This window comes from Streptomyces sp. NPDC057002 (assembly GCF_042673825.1).
GTDB lineage: Bacteria > Actinomycetota > Actinomycetes > Streptomycetales > Streptomycetaceae > Streptomyces.
The window spans coordinates 895,226-911,526 of sequence record NZ_JBHURZ010000001.1 but is presented as its reverse complement, the minus strand read 5'-3'; the positions used below and the strand labels follow the sequence as shown (position 1 = coordinate 911,526).

At 68.4% G+C, this 16,301-nt stretch carries 15 protein-coding genes; 10 read left to right on the top strand and 5 right to left on the bottom strand.

Features of this window, described 5'->3' with window-relative positions:
• The first annotated feature begins 60 nt into the window (after positions 1–60).
• From ACFT32_RS04105 to ACFT32_RS04090, 4 genes are all read left to right on the top strand, one after another.
• A complete protein-coding gene (locus ACFT32_RS04105; RefSeq protein ID WP_382485582.1) occupies positions 61–507 on the top strand; it encodes a MarR family winged helix-turn-helix transcriptional regulator in 447 nt (148 codons plus the stop codon).
• Positions 508–544: 37 nt separating this feature from the next.
• Positions 545–2,155: a CocE/NonD family hydrolase gene (locus tag ACFT32_RS04100; RefSeq protein ID WP_382485580.1), complete on the top strand. Its 1,611-nt coding sequence runs from the start codon at positions 545–547 to the stop codon at positions 2,153–2,155.
• A 63-nt stretch (positions 2,156–2,218) separates the two neighbouring features.
• The gene (locus tag ACFT32_RS04095) at positions 2,219–2,593 is read left to right on the top strand and encodes a DoxX family protein (protein ID WP_382485578.1); all 375 of its coding nucleotides are present in this window, start codon (positions 2,219–2,221) and stop codon (positions 2,591–2,593) included.
• Positions 2,594–2,839: 246 nt separating this feature from the next.
• A complete protein-coding gene (locus ACFT32_RS04090) occupies positions 2,840–5,260 on the top strand; it encodes a DHA2 family efflux MFS transporter permease subunit (protein ID WP_382487028.1) in 2,421 nt (806 codons plus the stop codon).
• Between the two features lie 184 nt (positions 5,261–5,444).
• Here the strand turns inward: ACFT32_RS04090 and ACFT32_RS04085 are convergent, their stop codons facing one another.
• Positions 5,445–6,419, bottom strand: coding sequence for an Lrp/AsnC family transcriptional regulator (locus ACFT32_RS04085; protein WP_382485575.1), 975 nt, complete (start codon positions 6,417–6,419; stop codon positions 5,445–5,447).
• 78 nt (positions 6,420–6,497) lie between these two features.
• On the bottom strand, positions 6,498–6,953 hold the full coding sequence (locus ACFT32_RS04080; RefSeq protein WP_382485573.1) for a MarR family winged helix-turn-helix transcriptional regulator: 456 nt from the start codon (positions 6,951–6,953) through the stop codon (positions 6,498–6,500).
• Between the two features lie 74 nt (positions 6,954–7,027).
• Here ACFT32_RS04080 and ACFT32_RS04075 point away from each other — a divergent pair, with 74 nt between their 5' ends.
• The gene (locus ACFT32_RS04075) at positions 7,028–7,828 is read left to right on the top strand and encodes an SDR family NAD(P)-dependent oxidoreductase (RefSeq protein WP_382485571.1); all 801 of its coding nucleotides are present in this window, start codon (positions 7,028–7,030) and stop codon (positions 7,826–7,828) included.
• A gap of 155 nt (positions 7,829–7,983) precedes the next feature.
• A complete protein-coding gene (locus tag ACFT32_RS04070) occupies positions 7,984–9,528 on the top strand; it encodes a DUF4038 domain-containing protein (protein ID WP_382485569.1) in 1,545 nt (514 codons plus the stop codon).
• A 1-nt stretch (position 9,529) separates the two neighbouring features.
• Here the strand turns inward: ACFT32_RS04070 and ACFT32_RS04065 are convergent, their stop codons facing one another.
• Positions 9,530–9,985, bottom strand: a complete 456-nt coding sequence (locus ACFT32_RS04065) for a MarR family winged helix-turn-helix transcriptional regulator (protein ID WP_382485566.1) — start codon at positions 9,983–9,985, stop codon at positions 9,530–9,532.
• Positions 9,986–10,143: 158 nt separating this feature from the next.
• Between ACFT32_RS04065 and ACFT32_RS04060 the strand changes: the two genes are divergently transcribed.
• The 4 genes from ACFT32_RS04060 (at position 10,144) to ACFT32_RS04045 (ending at position 14,130) form a co-directional block, all read left to right on the top strand.
• Positions 10,144–11,121, top strand: coding sequence for a TAXI family TRAP transporter solute-binding subunit (locus tag ACFT32_RS04060; protein WP_382485563.1), 978 nt, complete (start codon positions 10,144–10,146; stop codon positions 11,119–11,121).
• Between the two features lie 113 nt (positions 11,122–11,234).
• Positions 11,235–11,981 (top strand): dienelactone hydrolase family protein, encoded by a 747-nt coding sequence (locus ACFT32_RS04055; protein ID WP_382485561.1) that lies wholly within the window; start codon positions 11,235–11,237, stop codon positions 11,979–11,981.
• Positions 11,982–12,023: 42 nt separating this feature from the next.
• Positions 12,024–13,007, top strand: coding sequence for a hypothetical protein (locus ACFT32_RS04050; RefSeq protein WP_382485559.1), 984 nt, complete (start codon positions 12,024–12,026; stop codon positions 13,005–13,007).
• A 22-nt stretch (positions 13,008–13,029) separates the two neighbouring features.
• Positions 13,030–14,130 carry an alcohol dehydrogenase catalytic domain-containing protein gene (locus ACFT32_RS04045; protein WP_382485557.1) on the top strand — a complete coding sequence of 367 codons (1,101 nt, stop codon included), beginning with the start codon at positions 13,030–13,032 and terminating at the stop codon, positions 14,128–14,130.
• Positions 14,131–14,222: 92 nt separating this feature from the next.
• On the opposite strand, the gene ACFT32_RS04040 is transcribed toward ACFT32_RS04045, so the two are convergent.
• Both ACFT32_RS04040 and ACFT32_RS04035 read right to left on the bottom strand, forming a co-directional pair.
• Positions 14,223–14,867, bottom strand: coding sequence for a CoA transferase subunit B (locus ACFT32_RS04040; protein WP_382485555.1), 645 nt, complete (start codon positions 14,865–14,867; stop codon positions 14,223–14,225).
• Entirely contained in the window at positions 14,867–15,622 is a 756-nt protein-coding gene (locus ACFT32_RS04035; protein ID WP_382485552.1) for a CoA transferase subunit A, read from the bottom strand. Before ACFT32_RS04035 ends, ACFT32_RS04040 begins: the two co-directional genes overlap by 1 nt.
• Between the last annotated feature and the right edge of the window lie 679 nt (positions 15,623–16,301).

The following is a 16,301-nucleotide window of genomic DNA, read 5'->3' as shown; positions in this document are numbered from 1 at the left end:
CTTTGATTTACATAGCTTGCTATGTAAATCTGGAGGTGGCGTCTACGAGAGGAAACGGACATGACGGACGGCTGGTCGCGCGAGGAGTCGCTCGGTTACCAGATGAACCATCTGGCTCGTCTGTTTGCTCAGGCGCTCGCTGTCCGCATCGCGTCGCTCGGGGTCGTCCCCGGGCAGTTCGCCCAGTTGCTCGTCCTGTTCGAACAGGACGGTCTGTCCCAACGCGAGTTGTGCGACCGGGTTCGCATCGAGCAGCCGACCATGGCGAACACCTTGCGGCGCATGGAGCGGGACGGTCTGGTCCGGCGCGTCTCCGACCCGTCCGACCGGCGCCGCACGCATGTGCTCCTCACCGAACGTGCCCGGGGGATCGAGAAGGAACTGATCTCCGCGGCCGACACGGTGAATGCGGCCGCCACCGAAGGACTCACAGACGCGGAGATCGCCATATATCTGGACCTGACCGCGAAAGTGATCCGCAACCTGGAAGCCGGAAACGGGCAGTAGCCGCCGTTCCGTGCCCGGCATCCGTTGGAGAAGCACGATGAACCTGCACAGCCATCTCGTCCAGCGCACCCTGCGCCTGCCGCCCCCTCTCACAAGGGACGTGATCGTAGAGCGCGACCTGCGCGTCCCCATGCGTGACGGGGCGGTTCTGCTGGCCGATCGCTGGGCCCCGAGAACCGGCGGCGACGGCCTGCCGACTCTGCTCATGCGCATCCCCTACGGCAGGGCAGGCCTCTTCACGGACCAGCCCCGGCCGTTCGCCGAAAGAGGCTTCCAGGTGCTCATCCAGAGCACCCGTGGCACCTTCGGCTCCGACGGCCCGTGGGATCCGCAGCGCCGTGAGCGTGCGGACGGCCTCGACACCATCGACTGGGTGATCAAGCAGCCCTGGTTCGGAGAGTCGATGATCCTCTATGGCTCCAGCTACCTGGGCTTCGCCCAGTGGGCGGTCGCCGACTCCGTGCGGCCCCAGGTGAAAGCCTTGATCCCGGGGATCACCTCGGCGGACATCCTCCTCGACTTCCTCCACAAGGACAGCTTCTCTCTGGAGACCCCGTTCTCCTGGGGTGTGTTCGTGGACGGTCAGGAGCGTCGGTTCGCGATGGTGCGCTCGCTGCTGGGCGCGCGGAAGACCCAACGGGCCATGCGTACCCTGCCGCTGAGCCAAGCGGACACGGTCGCGCTGGGGCATGGCCACGAGTACATCCAGAACATGCTCGTCCACGAACCCGACACGCCGTTCTGGAAGGACGGCGACCACCGCCACCGCGTCGCCGACACACGGGTACCGGTGAGTTCTGTCGGCGGCTGGTACGACATCTTCCTGCCCGGCCAGCTCCGCGATTTCCGCGTGCTGCAGGAGGCCGGCCGGACGGCCCGGCTCACCGTCGGTCCCTGGGTCCACTCCTCCGCGGGCGTGGGACAGACGACCGCCGCCGAGGCCCTCGGCTTCGGCCTGGCCCTTGCGCGGGGCGAGAAGCCGGTCGAGCGCGCCCCGGTTCGCCTGTTCGTCATGGGCGAGGAGAAGTGGCGCGACTTCCCGTCATGGCCCCCGCCCGGCTACGAGCCCCGGCGCTTCCACCTCCAGGCGGACGGCGCCCTCGCGACCGAGCCGCCCACCGACTCAGCCCCCGACGGCTACCGCTACGACCCTGCCGACCCCACCCCGACAGCAGGCGGCGTCCGGCTGGCCTTCGGTACGAAGGCAGGCCGTGTCGACAACACCAAGCTGGAGACACGGTCCGACGTCCTGACCTACACAACGTCCGTACTGGAAGAGGACATTGAAGTGATCGGAGAGGTCAGCGGCGAGATCTTCTTCCGGTCCGGCCTGCCGTACGCCGATGTCTTCGTCCGCCTCTGTGACGTGGACGAAAAGGGCCGCTCGACCAATGTCTGCGACGGGCTGATCAGCCTCACCGACGCCGACGAGATCTCCAAGGCGGTCGTACAGCTGTGGCCGACCGCGTACCGGTTCAAACGCGGCCACCGCATGCGCGTTCAGGTCTCCAGCGGAGCGTTCCCCCGCTACAACCGCAACTCCGGCACCGGCGAACCCCGCGCCACCGCCACCACCCTCCGTGCCGCGGATCAACTCGTCTTCCACGACCCGGAGCACCCGTCCGCCGTCGTCCTTCCCACCCGTTGAAGCCGCGTGTACGACCGGCGTCACCCATCACCTGCCATTTGAACGACAGTTGGAGAAACCCCCATGAACGTCACCCTGTGGATCATCGCGAGCGTTCTCGCGGTCGCCTTTCTCGGCGCCGGTCTGACGAAGATCCTGCAACCGAAAGAGAAGCTGGCCACCTCCAATATGGGATGGGCGGAAGACTTCTCGCCCGGTGCCATCAAGGCGATGGGTGGTCTCCAGGTCGCCGCCGCGATCGGACTGACCCTGCCGGCGGTGCTGGACATCCTGCCGGTCTTCGTCCCGCTCGCGGCGCTCGGCCTTGCCGTCATGATGATCGGGGCCGCGATCGTCCATCTCCGGCGCAAGGAGGCGACGATGATCGTGCCGAACCTCGCGTTGTGTCTGCTCGCCGTGATCGTGGCCTGGGGCCGGTTCGGCCCGTACGCCTTCTAGCGGGGTCGTCGACCGGTTTGCCGGGAGGCCGGCCGCCTCGTCACGGCCGTCGGAAATCCCTCGAAGGCACGCTCAGGATGTCGATTTTCCTGGGTTTGGAGGCTGTGGCTGGATCGCGCGGGAGGAGCGGGCGGAAGGTGTCGTTCTGCAAGCCGAGTGCGGCCCCGCCGCGCCACGAGGGAGATTTCTGTGAACGTCACACCATCGGTGAACGAGCCAAGGGAACGGCAGGTGGCCACGCTGGTCATGGCCTGCCTCGGCATGTTCGTCGCCTACCTGCCAGTGACCACCGTCTCTGTGAGCCTGCCCGCCATTCAGGCCGCGCTGCACGCGTCGTCCTCCGAACTGACCTGGGTCCAGTCGGCGTTCCAGCTCCCCATGGCGGCTTTCATCCTCACTGCCGGGGTCTTCGGCGACGTGCACGGCCGCAAGAACGTGTACCTGGCGGGCCTCGCGTTGGCCGGTGCGGGGGCCGCCATCGCACTGTCGGCCGACTCGGTCGAGGTTCTGTGGGTCGGCCAGGCGTGTGCCGGTCTGGGCGCGGCTGCGCTGCTGCCTTCGACCCTGGCGCTGATCAGCCATGCCGTGCCCGACCCGCGCAAGCGCGCCACATTCGTCGGACTCTGGGCGGCGTCCCTGATGGCCGCGCTGGCCGTCGGCCCGATGATCGCCGGCGTGATCCTTGACCACACCACCTGGCGCTGGATCTACCTGCCGGCCATACCGGTGGCCGTCGTCACTCTTGTGGTAGCGGCACCGCTGGTGACCGACTCCCGTGCCCCCGGCGGGCGCCGACTGGACTGGCCCGGCCAGATCACCGCGGCGGTGGCGATCACCGCGCTGGTCTACGGGGTCATCGAGGGCGGTGCCGGCTCATTCACCGAGGGCCGGGTGATCGCGGCCCTGTCCCTGGCCGCGGTCAGCATCATCGCCTTTGTCGTGGCGGAGCGCCGCAGCTCCAGCCCGATGCTGGATCTGTCGCTCTTCCGCAGCCCGGCCTTCAGCGCGACGACACTGATCGCGATGATCACGTTTCTGGGGCTGATCGGTTTCTTCTACGTCCTCAGCCTCTACTTCGGTCTGGTGCAGCGGCTCGACACCCTGCACGCCGGCTACCGGCTGCTGGCCGTCTGTGTGACGTCCCTCGTCGTGGGCCCGCTGGCCGGTCGTCTGATGCACAGGATCCCACCACGAGTGATGATCACCACCGGCCTGCTGATCACCACGGGAGCACTGCTCTCCCTGACGTCGATCGACGCCGGGACCGGTTTCGGGCCGCTGGCCTGGCGGCTGGGTCTGCTCGGCCTCGGGCTGGGGATCGTGATCACCCCCATGACCGCCACCGCCGTCGCCGCGGTGCCACACCACCTGGCCGGTATGGCGTCGGCGGGCAACAACGCCTTCCGGCAGGTCGGCGGTGTACTCGGCCCGGCCATCCTGGGCACCCTGCTGACGACCAAGAGCACCGACGCCCTGCCCGACCACCTTCGCGATGTCGGTCTCACCGGGCCGACGGCACACCGGATCACCGACGTCGCGAACACGGACGGCCTGGGAGCGGTCGCCGGGATGGACCTCGGGAAGGACACCGGCCGGGCCCTGGGCGCGCTCTCCGAGTCGTTCCTCGACGGTATCCACCTGTGCCTCATCGTCGCCGCATGCCTGACCCTGCTCGCAGCGCTCGTGGGTGCCGTACTGCTGCGGACGCCGCAAGGCACCACGACGGCTGTGGCCGGCGCTGCGGCACCGACGGGACCGGAGGAGCCTGAAACCTTCGCCGAAGTGGAGCCGGAGGCGGTACTGGTCGGCGCCAGGGCACGAGGGGGCTCAGGGCGCCCGGGTCCGCGGGTGGGCGCGTCCGGGGCAGCGACCGGCGGTGACGCGGTCATCCCTGACGGTGGTTCGGGTCCCATGCTGTACGGCCGGGTACGCGACGCTGCGGGAACGGCCGTCGAAGGAGCCACGCTGACACTGATCTCGTTGGCCGGACGGCAACTGGGCCGGGCCGTGGCGCATTTCGAGGGCCGATACCGAATGGAAGCACCGAGTGCGGGATCGTACGTGCTGATCGCGGCGGCGGAGGGCCACCAACCGCAGGCGTCCACTGTGGTGGTGGGTGACGAACCGCTGGCCCACGACGTCATGCTGTCCGCGAACCGCGGGTTGGTGGGCACGGTGATCACGGCCGGAGAGGGCACGCCCGTGGAGGGCGCGACCGTGGCCGTGACCGACGTCCGGGGAGAGGCACTGGCCGCCGAAACGACCGACTCACTGGGGGCGTTCGCCTTCGGCGAGCTGCCGGAGGGTGATCTCACGGTTGTGGTGAACGCGGCCGGATTCCGGCCCGCCGCTCTTCCTGTACGGGTCTTCGGTCCTCAGCTCGCCCGCCTGGACGTGGCGTTGTGGCGGGCAGCGGTCCTGCGGGGGGCCGTGCGAGCAGGGGACGACCGCCGGCCGCTGGACGACGCGCGGGTCACGCTCGTGGACAAGGCGGGCAACGTGATCGGCACGGCTACCACCGGGCCGGACGGTGAGTATGCCTTCACCGATCTGGACGCGGGCGACTACTCGGTGATTGCCAGCGGCTATCCGCCGGTCGCCGTGCCGGTCGCGGTGGATGGCCCGGCAATCGAGTTCGACCTGGAGCTGACTCATCCGAAGGGCTGACGGGTCACCCCATCAGCGACTTCCCGCCGAGAAGGCAACAGAGCTACCGGACCGGATCGAGCGGCCGGGACGGTAGGGGCGCGTCCGTGGGGACGGGAGCGCGCCCGCGCGTGGTCCGGGACCCCGACTCCCCCCGGGGGTCCCGGACCATGATGTCACCACGCGGCGGGAACGCCTGCCGCGATCAGCGGCCCGGTTCATAGGTGAGCTGTTTGACCTGGCGCAGGATGAGGGCCGTCTCAACGTGCTGGATGCCGTCGAGGGGACCGATCTTCTCGCTCAGGTACGTGTACAACTCGGCGGTGCTGCGGAAGTGCGCGGAGACGACAATGTTGGACTGACCGGTCGTGGCGGAGGCGAAGTGCACCTCCGGGTGCGCGGCGAGACTACGGCCGACGTCGGTCAGCGCACGGGGCGCGACGGTGAGCCAGAGCATGGCGTGGACGTCCTGGCCCAAGGACTCATGGTCGTACTGGACGTCGAAGTACAGCACGCCGGTGGAACGCAGGGTCTCGAGCCGCCGCTTGACCACCGACTCCGACTGGCCGGTGTCCTTCTGGAGATCGGTGAGGGAGGTTCGGCCGTCGCGGCGGAGCAGCGTGAGAAGTGCCTCGTCGGCGCTGTCCAGGGTGACGGGCGCATCGAGCGGCTCAGGAGCCGGCGGGCGCAGCGCGGCCTCCTGGTCGGGAGAGAGGGCGTTGGACTTGTTGAGCCAGCCGTGCGGGCCGCTGTAGAAGGGGTGCAGGAGGCAGTGGGCGGTCACGGTGACGACCTGCCGGGTGCGCTGCAGCCGGTCGAAGAGCAGGTCGTCCCGCTCTTTTCGGCTGCGGGGCTTCATACCGCAGATGATCTCGGTGCCGCCCGAACTGAGATTCACGTACAAGGTGTCGGGGCGTTTGGCGAGCGCGTCCGCGATTTGCTCCGCGACGTCCGGGCTGCAGTGCAGTCGCACGAGCCAACTCTGCCTGCCGAGTCGGTTCTCGTCCGTCATGCCGAGTACGCGAACGTTGAAACCGGTGTGCAGTCTGCGGTATCGCCGGGCCACGGTCTGGTCGGAGACTCCGAGGACGGACGCGATACGGCTGAACGGCGCGCGCCCGTCGAGCTGCAACGCCTGCAGCACTTGCAGGTCCAGGGGGTCGAGTGTGGGGAAGTCCACCTGTACTCCTGAGGGTGGAGCGCGGCGCATGCCGTGGCCTGTCCGGCAAAGGATCGTCGCCGAAGCCGTGAAGAGGGGTTACGCCTCCCGGACGACGTCGGCCGCCTCGTTGAGCAGAGCCGTCAAGTGTGCGTGGCGCTCGGGGCCGAGCTTTTCGGTGATCTGCTGTTCTATGTCCATGATCACGGCATCGGCCTGGCGTAGCACCTCCATGCCGGTGTCGGTGAGGTGGAGCTCCTGTACATGGCGGTGGCGTGGATGCGGCCGGCGCTCCAGCAGCCCGCGTTCCTCCAGGCGGGCCACTTGGGAGGCCACTGCCTGGGGGGTGACGTACAGGCGCCGGGCCAGCTCCGCGCCGGTCAGACCGGGATCCGTGTGGACGGAGATGAGCAGGGTGTACTGCGCGGCCGCGATGCTCAGCGGTCGCAGCCGCTGCTCCTTCCTGGCCTGTACGGCCCACTCCGCCCGCCGCAGCGCCCAGGTCACCCGGCTCAGTGCATCGGCGGCCACGGGCCGCTCATCGTCCTGACTCACACCGTGAGAATACGCTACGTGGACGACTATCAACCACCTTGACACCAGGCAAGGGTCTGAATAACCATGAACTCATGTCTCGTACTCTTGCTCTCATCACCGGCGCCTCCTCCGGTATCGGCGCCGCCTATGCCCGCCTGCTCGCGGACGACCACGACTTCGTGCTCGTCGCTCGACGGCTCGAGCGCCTCGGCGAACTCGCGGACGAACTCCGCGCAGCCGGCGCCACGGTGGAGGTCCTGCCCGCCGATCTCGGCGCGCCCGAAGGCCTCGACGCGGTGACCAAGCGTCTGTCCGTCGGTGATGTCCGGCTGCTGATCAGCAATGCGGGTGTCGGTGGGTACGCTCCGCTCGCCGACGTCGCCCCGGACGAGATCACCCGGCTGCTCACTCTCAACGCTGTCGCGCCCGTCCAGCTCGCCCGGGCCGCCCTTCCCGGCATGCTGGCCGCGGGGGAGGGGGCGATCGTCATGGTGGCGTCACTGCTCGCCTTCAGTGCGGGGCAGAGTAATCCGCACATGCCGCCTCGTACCCTGTACGCGGCCGCCAAGGCCGCCACGGTGGCTTTTGCTCGCACCCTCGCCCACGAGGTCGGCGACGCCGGCATACATGCCCAGGTGGTCTGCCCTGGCCTCGTGGCGACGGACTTCAATGGTGGGGCCGGCCGGAACATCCCCGTCGCCATGACCCCGGAAGGTGTGGCGCAGGCAAGCCTTGAGGGGCTGCGTCTGGGGGAGACGATCTGCGTCCCCGGCCTCGAGGAGCGGGACGCCGCAGTGGACGCCCTGTTGGTCGCCGAGGGTGCCCTGCTGGCGGGCGGTAACCGCCCGACCCCCGCAGCCCGCTACAGCGATTCGCAGGCTCGCCCGCGCTGAGCGCGAGACTGTCGGGCGGGAAAGGTTGGCGGGGCCTGTCGAACCCCGCCACCGTTACTGATTGGCGGGATCACTGTCCTTATTATTGGGACGCATGTGACTACTGTTGGGTCATGAAACCCGCAGGACATCCGGACATGCGAGGAATCCCACCGATGAACGTCTCCGCTTGGCGCGAGGCCGAGTTCCCGCTCACTGCCGAACGTGACTATGCCAACCCGTACCTGGATGTCGACCTGTGGGCTGACTTCACGCACGAGCCCACCGGCACCATGCTGCGCCGCCCCGCCTTCTGGGACGGAGGCTCCACCTGGCGCATACGCTTTACCTCGCCGCTCGCTTCGGGCAGGTGGAGCTGGCGTACGGACGGCAACGTCGACGACCCCGGACTTGTGGGCCGCGCCGGTGAACTCGTCCTCGTATCGGCTGAGCCTGTCGACCGGTTCCAACGGCACGGCTTCTGGCGCATGTCGCCTGGTGGCCGCAGCCTGGTGCACGCCGACGGCACGCCGGCCCTGCTGGTCGCCGACACGGCATGGGCACTGCCCTGGCGGGCCACGCACGAGGACGCACGCGTCTACGCGTCCGACCGCGCCGAGAAAGGCTTCAACGCGGTCCTCCTCATGAGCGTGCAGCCCGACATGCACGCCCATGGCCCCCGCGACCGCACCCAGGACGAAGGCTTCGGCGTCGGTTTCGAGGACCTGAAGGACGGTCGCCTCACAGAACTCGACCCCGCCTACTTCCAGTACCTGGACGGGCTGTTGGCCATCCTTGGTGACCACGGCATCGTGCCCGTCCTCCAGCCGGTCTTCCAGGGCTTCGGCTGGAAGGGGCGGTCGGTGGCGGGCACCGTGGTGCCGCCGGAGGAGTATGCGCGCTACTGCCGCTACCTGGTGGCCCGTTACGGTGCCCGCCCCGTGATCTACCTGGTGGGCGCCGACGGTTCCGGTGAGGAGCCGCAGATCGGGGCTGGTGGCGAGGAGATCGAGGCCTGGGACGCCTACGGTCAGCCCTGCGGCATTCACTACCGGCCGCATGCCCACAACCGTGCGCACCAGGACGCCGCCTGGCTCGACTTCCAGTGGTGCCAGACCGGGCACCGCGGCGAGCATCTGCCCGAGCGGGTCGCTGACATGTGGCGCAACGAACCGGTCAAGGGCGTCGCCAACGGGGAGCCCACGTACGAGAACTCGGGGGAGACAGGGAAGGCGGGCGGTTGGTGGCAGGGCCACGAGGCCTGGTCCAACCTGTGCGCCGGCGGCACCATGGGCGTCGTCTACGGCGCGGGCAGCCTCTGGCAGTGGGTGCTGCACGCCGACGAGCCCGATCACGTGCCCTTCTTCCTCGCCCCCGGATGCGGCTGGCGGGAAGCGCTGGACTTCGAGGGTTCCCGGTACGTCGGCCTCGTCGGCCGCATCCTGGACGGACTGCCGCTGACCGACGCGCGCCCGAGTTGGGAACGGGCCCTCGGTGCGAGAGGTTTGACCAGCGAAGACGGCACCCTGTACATCGGCTACAGCGAACACGGAGGCCCTCTGTGGCTGCCGTTCGAAACCGCTCAGGCGTTTCCACGGGGCTACCGGGTCATCGACCCCCGGACAGGCGAGACGGTGGCGAAGGGCGTCCGGGCCGTGGACGACCCGACCATCCCCGACGAGGGCGGCGCGCCGCGTCTCTTCGTGTGCTACGACGAGTGATCTAGGAGGTCCGAGCGAGAGCCCGTGCCAGCTCCCACAGCTCGGGGAGTGCGGCGCTGATCCGTTGCTCTGCCTCGGGCGGCAGCTGGCGCAGGGCTCCGCTGATCGCCTTGTCGAGGCTCTCGTTGACTTCGCCACCGGCTATGAGCATCTTGCCGGTGGGGTGGAGCTCGACGAACCGTCGGTCGTGTGTCCCGTGTCGGCGGTCGATGAAGACATCCCGGGTGAGCCGGGTTACGAGCGTGCTGACGTTGTTCGGCTGCATGCCCAGCGCAGCCGCGACTTCACGGACCGTGATGCCAGGCTGGCTGTCGACGAGGCGCAACACTTCCACCTGGGCGAGCGGCCGCGCCGACTCGCCGGGCGGTGGTGCCTGGCGCCGGCGGAGTACTCGGTGCAGCGTCCACACGAGGCGAACCAGGTCCACGGGCAGTTGCTCGGACTTTCGCTGACTCATTCGCATCACGCCTATAGGTCTAGAGGTATATTGGCAAGTCTAGCGCTAGAGGTATATAGCTAGATTCATGGCGCCCCGCTTCTCGCATCTCGGCGTCCCGCCTTCTATGCTGACCGAAAGGCAGGACCATTGTCCTCAAATCTAGGACCGGAGCCATCGTGAGTTCATCCAACGCCTCGCCCGCCCGGCCACCCGAGCCGAAGATCGATCGCTCTCTCACCCTGCATCTTCGCGGTGACTGGGGCAGCGCCAACCTGCACCGGGTCTGCGGTTGGATCGCGCAGGAGCTCGCGGACCGCTGCGGTCCCCACACCCGTATCGCCACGTGGAACAGTCGGGGATTCAGTGACGCCGTACGGGCCGTGGGGCGCGGTGAAGTGCAGGTGGCAGTGGCCACACCCGCGGCCTTCGTGACCGCGGCACTCGACGGGCGCGGTGTGTACGCGGACGAGTTCTTCCCGGACCTACGGGCTCTCGGTGTGGTGCCGCAACGGGACCGTCTGGTCGTGGCCGTGCACAAGGACCTGGGCGTTTCCACCTTCGCCCAACTGCGTGAGCACAAGCCCGCACTGCGGCTCGCAACCTCCGTCCACGACGGCGTCAACCACGTGGGGCTGGCCGCGCACGAGGTCCTGACCAGGTCGGGCGTCGACATCACTGGCTGGAGCGGTGAACTGCTCGAGGATGAGCGGCCGTTCGAGTCGCTCGACCACGTCAAGGAGGGCCGGGCGAACGCAATCGTGCACGAGGCGATCATGCTGCCCGCCTGGCAGGAGTTCGGCCGCGACATGAACTTCCTCGAAGTGGAGGACGGCGTTCTCGACGGCCTGCACGATGACTTCGGCTGGCCGGCGTCCGTCGTCGACGACGGCTACTTCCCCGGCCGGTCCGCCTTCAAGACCCTCGACTTCTCCGACTTCCTCGTGCTCACCCGCGCCGATCTCGCCGATGACGTCGCCTATGCGATCGCATGGGTCCTGGGGGAGACCCGGCACATCATCGAAGGCCAGTACCGGCACCTGGCTCCCGAACGCAGCCCGATCACCTACCCTCTCGACCCCGTCACCATGGGCAAGGCCCCGATCCCACTGCACCCCGGGGCAGCTCGCTACTACACCGCGCTGCCCGTGGCATGACATCCGATCAGGTCAGCTGCGGCCCCGCCGGCTAGGCCTTCCATGCCCTGAACCGTCCGCCGTTCCCCGCACGGGCCGCGGCATCAACTGCCTCCGACGAAGGACTCAACACCATGAACGACCAGCACAACCCCGCCACCCCGACGGCCGACTGGATCACGGTCTCCACGGCCGAGGGACCCATGCGTGTGTACACCGCCCGCCCCGCGCAGCCCGCCGACCGCGCCGTGGTCGTGCTCCAGGAGGCCTTCGGGGTCAACGACCACATCCAGGACATCGCCCGCCGCTACGCCGCCCGAGGCTTCCTCGCCCTCGCACCCGACCTGTTCCACCGCAACGGTGTCGGCACCCTCGCCTACGAACAGCACGCCGAGGCCATGCCGCTGATCGGCGCCATCGGACCGGACGCGATCGTCACTGATGTCGAATCCGTCGTCGCCCACCTCACGGAGCAGGAAGGCGTCCCGGCCTCCCGTACGGCGATCAATGGGTTCTGCTTCGGCGGCCGAGCGGCTTTCACCGCCGCCACCGGGATCGGCGGGCTCGGGGCCATCGTCGTCTTCTACGGCCCCGGCATCGCAGCCGGCCCGCACGCGGTCGTCGACCGGGCCAAGGACATCGACGCCCCCGTGCTGCTGCACGTCGGGTCCGAGGACCCCACCATCCCCGCGGAGCAGGTCACGGCCATCGACGAGGCACTGCGCAGCGCAGGGGTCCAGTTCGAGAGCCACGTCTACGACGGCGCCGGGCATGCCTTCGCCTGCGACGCCCGTCCGCACATGTACGTCGAGGACAGGGCGTCCACTGCCTGGCAGCGCACCCACGCCTTCCTCGACAAGCACCTGCCTGCGGCCGCCTGAGCAGTCCTCTTCCCGACGAAACAAACGCAACAAGGAAGTTTCATGGCCAACGTCACCGAAGTCATCGCGGTCGTCTGCTCCGACGAGCCGTCCCGTCTGGTCGAACGGGACGAGCACCTGTTGCTCTCACCTCCCCACCCCAACCCCTTCCCGGTAAAGCTGTGGAGGGACCACGAGCCGCTGAGCGTGGTGCACTTCCCACAGGTGTACGAGGCCGTGCCGTTCGCGCCGCCGCGAGGCATCTACGAGAGCGCCCAACTCCGCGTCGAGTGGCAGACGATGGACAACCGCCAGCCCTTCTACCACCGCAACTGCGACGTCGACGAGATCTCGTACCAGATCGCGGGTGACCGCACTCTGATGACCGAACTCGGCGTCGTCGAGCACCGTCCCGGCGAGTTCTCCCGGCTGCCCCGTGGCGTCGCCCACGACAACTACGGGCGCCGTGAGAGTCATCTCCTCTTTTACGCGCCCGCCCCGGTCCGGGAGGAGCGCAACCCCGTCCGGAAGTCGGAAGCCGTCTTCCCCGCCTTTCCCGGCTGGCAACCGGGCAAGGTCAACGAGGCAGTCACCCAGTGCATGGGCACCCCGGGCCACGACATCACCGTCACCCCCGTCGACGAACTGCGGCTGCTGGAACAGGTGCACACGGACAAGGAACGCCTCCAGGTTCTCACCGTTAGCGGCGACCTGGGCATGACCTGGCTGTACCGCTCCGCCGGCTTCCGCCTCGGCACGGTCCGGCTGGCGCCCGGAGCCCAGCGGGTGTACCGCCGCACTTTGGACGCCGACGAGGTCCAGTACCAGATCAGCGGCCGCCGCACCCTTGTCAGCCAGCGCGGAATCGTCGAACTCGAGCCGGGCGACTTCGTCCGCGTCCCGCTCGGCATCGCCTACACGAGCGTGTGCGCCGAGGACAGCGAGCACATCGCCTTGTTCTCCGACCGCGAGCTTCCGCAGATCGCCGAGACGACCAGGACCGCCGAGCCGTACACCCCCGAATTCCTGGCCGCACTGCAGGCCTGACACGACGTAGGAGCCGCACACCATGACCGCCATGCTCGCAGCGCGCGCCGAGAAAGGCTCCGGCGCGCTCCATCTACACAAGATCGCCACCCCCGAGCTCGGACCCCAGGACGTCCTGGTGAAGGTGGCCTCCGCCGGCCTCGCCCCCGGCATGATGGCGTTGCTCGCCCAGGGCGCCTTCAAACACCTGCCCACCACACTCGGACACGAGGCCGCCGGCACGATCGTGGCTGTGGGCAGCGAGATCGATGCGGCCGCCGTCGGCACCCGCGTACGCGTGCACCCGAACCTCAACTGCGGCACGTGCGACTACTGCCGCTCCGACCGGGACATGATGTGCCCGCAGCAGGCGATGATCGGGCATGCCGCGTTCGGTGACGTTCCCATGCCGCTGTACGACCGTTACCACGACGGCGGCCTGGCCGAGTACATCCGTATTCCGCACCGGCTCGTCGATACGCTGCCCGACAACGTGTCCTTCGACGTCGGCGCCAAGGTCCACGACCTGGCCAACGCCGTCCGTGCCCTGAAGTGCGCCGACCTGCCGCTCGGCGCGACCCTCGTGGTCACCGCTGCCACCGGCACCATGGGCACCGCCACCATCAAGCTCGCCCGGTACTTCGGTGTGTCCCGGCTGATCCTCGTCGGGCGCAGCGCCGAACGGCTCGCAGCCGTCCGTCCGCTAGCCGGTGACATCCGCATCGACACCGTGGCGCTCGAAGAACTCCCGGCGAACTGGGCCAAGGAGGGCGGCTTGACCCATGCCCTGCGCGCCCTCGTTCCCGAAGGGGCGGACGCCGTCTTGGACTACGTGCCGGACGGGCCGGCCACCGCCCAGTCGCTGGCAGCACTCACCACCGGTGGCACCCTCGTGCACATGGGTGCGAACCGCAGCCCGCTGATGATCCCCATGATCGCGATCATGGTCAACTGCTGGCGCATCGTGGGCACGCGGTCCTGCACACGCACCGATGCCCAGGAGGTGCTCAATCTGCTCGCCCGAGACTCCCTCGACGTGGAGGAACTCATCACCCATCGCTACCCGCTCGCGGAGGTGAAAGAGGCCGTGGCCGCGATGCAGAACCGGACCGAACCGATCTGGATGGCGGTCGTGAATCCCTAACAGTGCGGTCGCGTCCGGGAAAACGGCGCAAGGGCGGTACCGGATCCAGTACCGCCCTTGCGCTATGCCTCGGTCACTGCGGGGGCACCACGCTACGCGCGGTTGGGAGACACCTTCAGATTGGCGGCGGTCGCCGCGATCACCTTGTCCGCCGCCACCGTGGGAGCCGTCTCGATGAGTGTCAGGCCGTCGGCCGTGACGTCGATGACGGCGAGGTCGGTGATGATGCGGTGCACGCAGCCACGGCCGGTGAGGGGGAGCGTGCAGTCCTGGACGATCTTCGGGGTGCCGTCCTTGGCGGTGTGGTCCATGAGGACGATGACGCGGCGGGCACCGTGTACGAGGTCCATCGCGCCGCCCATGCCCTTGACCATCTTGCCGGGAATCATCCAGTTGGCGAGGTCGCCCGCAGCGGAGACCTGCATGGCGCCGAGGATCGCGGTGTCGATGTGACCGCCGCGGATCATGCCGAAGGAGAGCGCGGAGTCGAAGAAGGAGGCTCCGGGCAGGACCGTGACCGTCTCCTTGCCCGCGTTGATCAGGTTCGCATCAACGTCGGTGTCCCGGGGGTACGGACCCACGCCGAGGATGCCGTTCTCAGAGTGGAGCACGACCTCCACACCGGGCGGGATGTGGTTCGGGACGAGGGTCGGCAGACCGATGCCAAGATTGACGTAGTCGCCGTCGTGGAGTTCGGTGGCGGCGCGGGCCGCCATTTCGTCTCGGGTCCAGGACATCAGGCCAGTACCGTCCGCTTCTCGATAGGCTTGTCGGCTGCTTGGCCGGGGGCGAGGGCGATCACCCGCTGAACGAACACGCCCGGCAGGTGGATTTCGTCGGGGTCGAGCTCGCCCGGTTCGACGAGTTCCTCGACCTCGGCGACGGTGATGCGCCCGGCCATGGCCACGAGCGGGTTGAAGTTCCGGGCCGACTTGTCGAAGACGAGGTTGCCGTGCCGGTCGCCGCGTGTGGCGCGGACGAGGGCGTAGTCGGTGGTTATGGCACGTTCCAGGACGTAGGAGACGCCGTTGAAGCCCCGTACTTCCTTGGCCGGTGAGGCGACGGCGACCGACCCGTCGGCCGCATGGCGCCAGGGCAGGCCGCCCTCGGCGACCTGGGTGCCCACTCCTGCCGCGGTGTAGAAGGCGGGGATCCCGGCCCCGCCTGCGCGCAGGCGTTCGGCCAGTGTGCCCTGCGGGGTGAGTTCGACCTCGAGTTCGCCGGTCAGGTACTGGCGGGCGAACTCCTTGTTCTCGCCGACGTAGGAGCCAGTGACTCGGTTGATGCGGCCGTCGGCGAGCAGGATGCCGAGGCCGTGGTCGTCAGTGCCGCAGTTGTTGGAGACGATCTCCAGGTCGCGGGCACCCTGCGCGTGCAGGGCGCGGATGAGGGTCTCGGGGACGCCGCACAGGCCGAACCCGCCCACGGCGACGGTGGATTCGTCGGCGATGTCGACCACGGCCTCTTCGGCGGTGGCCAGTGTCTTGTCCATAGGGTGCTTCCTCGGATGGGTCAGCCGGCGCAGGCAGACGGGGACCGGCGGGCGGGCGGTGGTGCGCGCCAATTCGCCATGATGATTACATTGATAATGTGGCGCTGCAGCTGATGCCGTCAAGGTGCTAACGGGCCGAGTGGATCTTGATCGCGAGGGCCCCTCCGGCGGCTGCGATCAGCGGCGGTCGCTGGGGGAGTCCGAATGCCGAGGCGATGGCGTGGCGGCGACCGACGCGCGGCTCGACATGACCGACGCGGCCTCAGTTCCCGCCGGCTTCCGTGGCGGCTTGACGGTGACCCCGCCAATCACGCCCCACGGGGGACCACTACCCCCTGTGTCCCGGCCTTGCCCGCAGGCTGGGCCGCCCGCGGTCACCCCCTCGGATACTCGCGCCGCGTCCAGCGAGTGGCGATGGGGCCAACGTCGGCGAAGGGCAGCCGCGGGCCGCTCCATCACGCCTGATCGATGCCCGCCCCTGGAAGTTGCCAGGCCGGCCTTCCGAATGAAGCCGGTCGAACCCTTCGAGGCCGGTGCAGGGGTGGAGCATTGGGGGTGAAAGACAGGATATGAGTTGTTCTTGTCGAGACGAAAAGCCTCTAGGGCTAGAGCTTTCGCGGTCTCGAGCCTCGCATCTCGGCGCTCCGGCTCCTATGATTGCTGTAGTTCAGGACGTTAG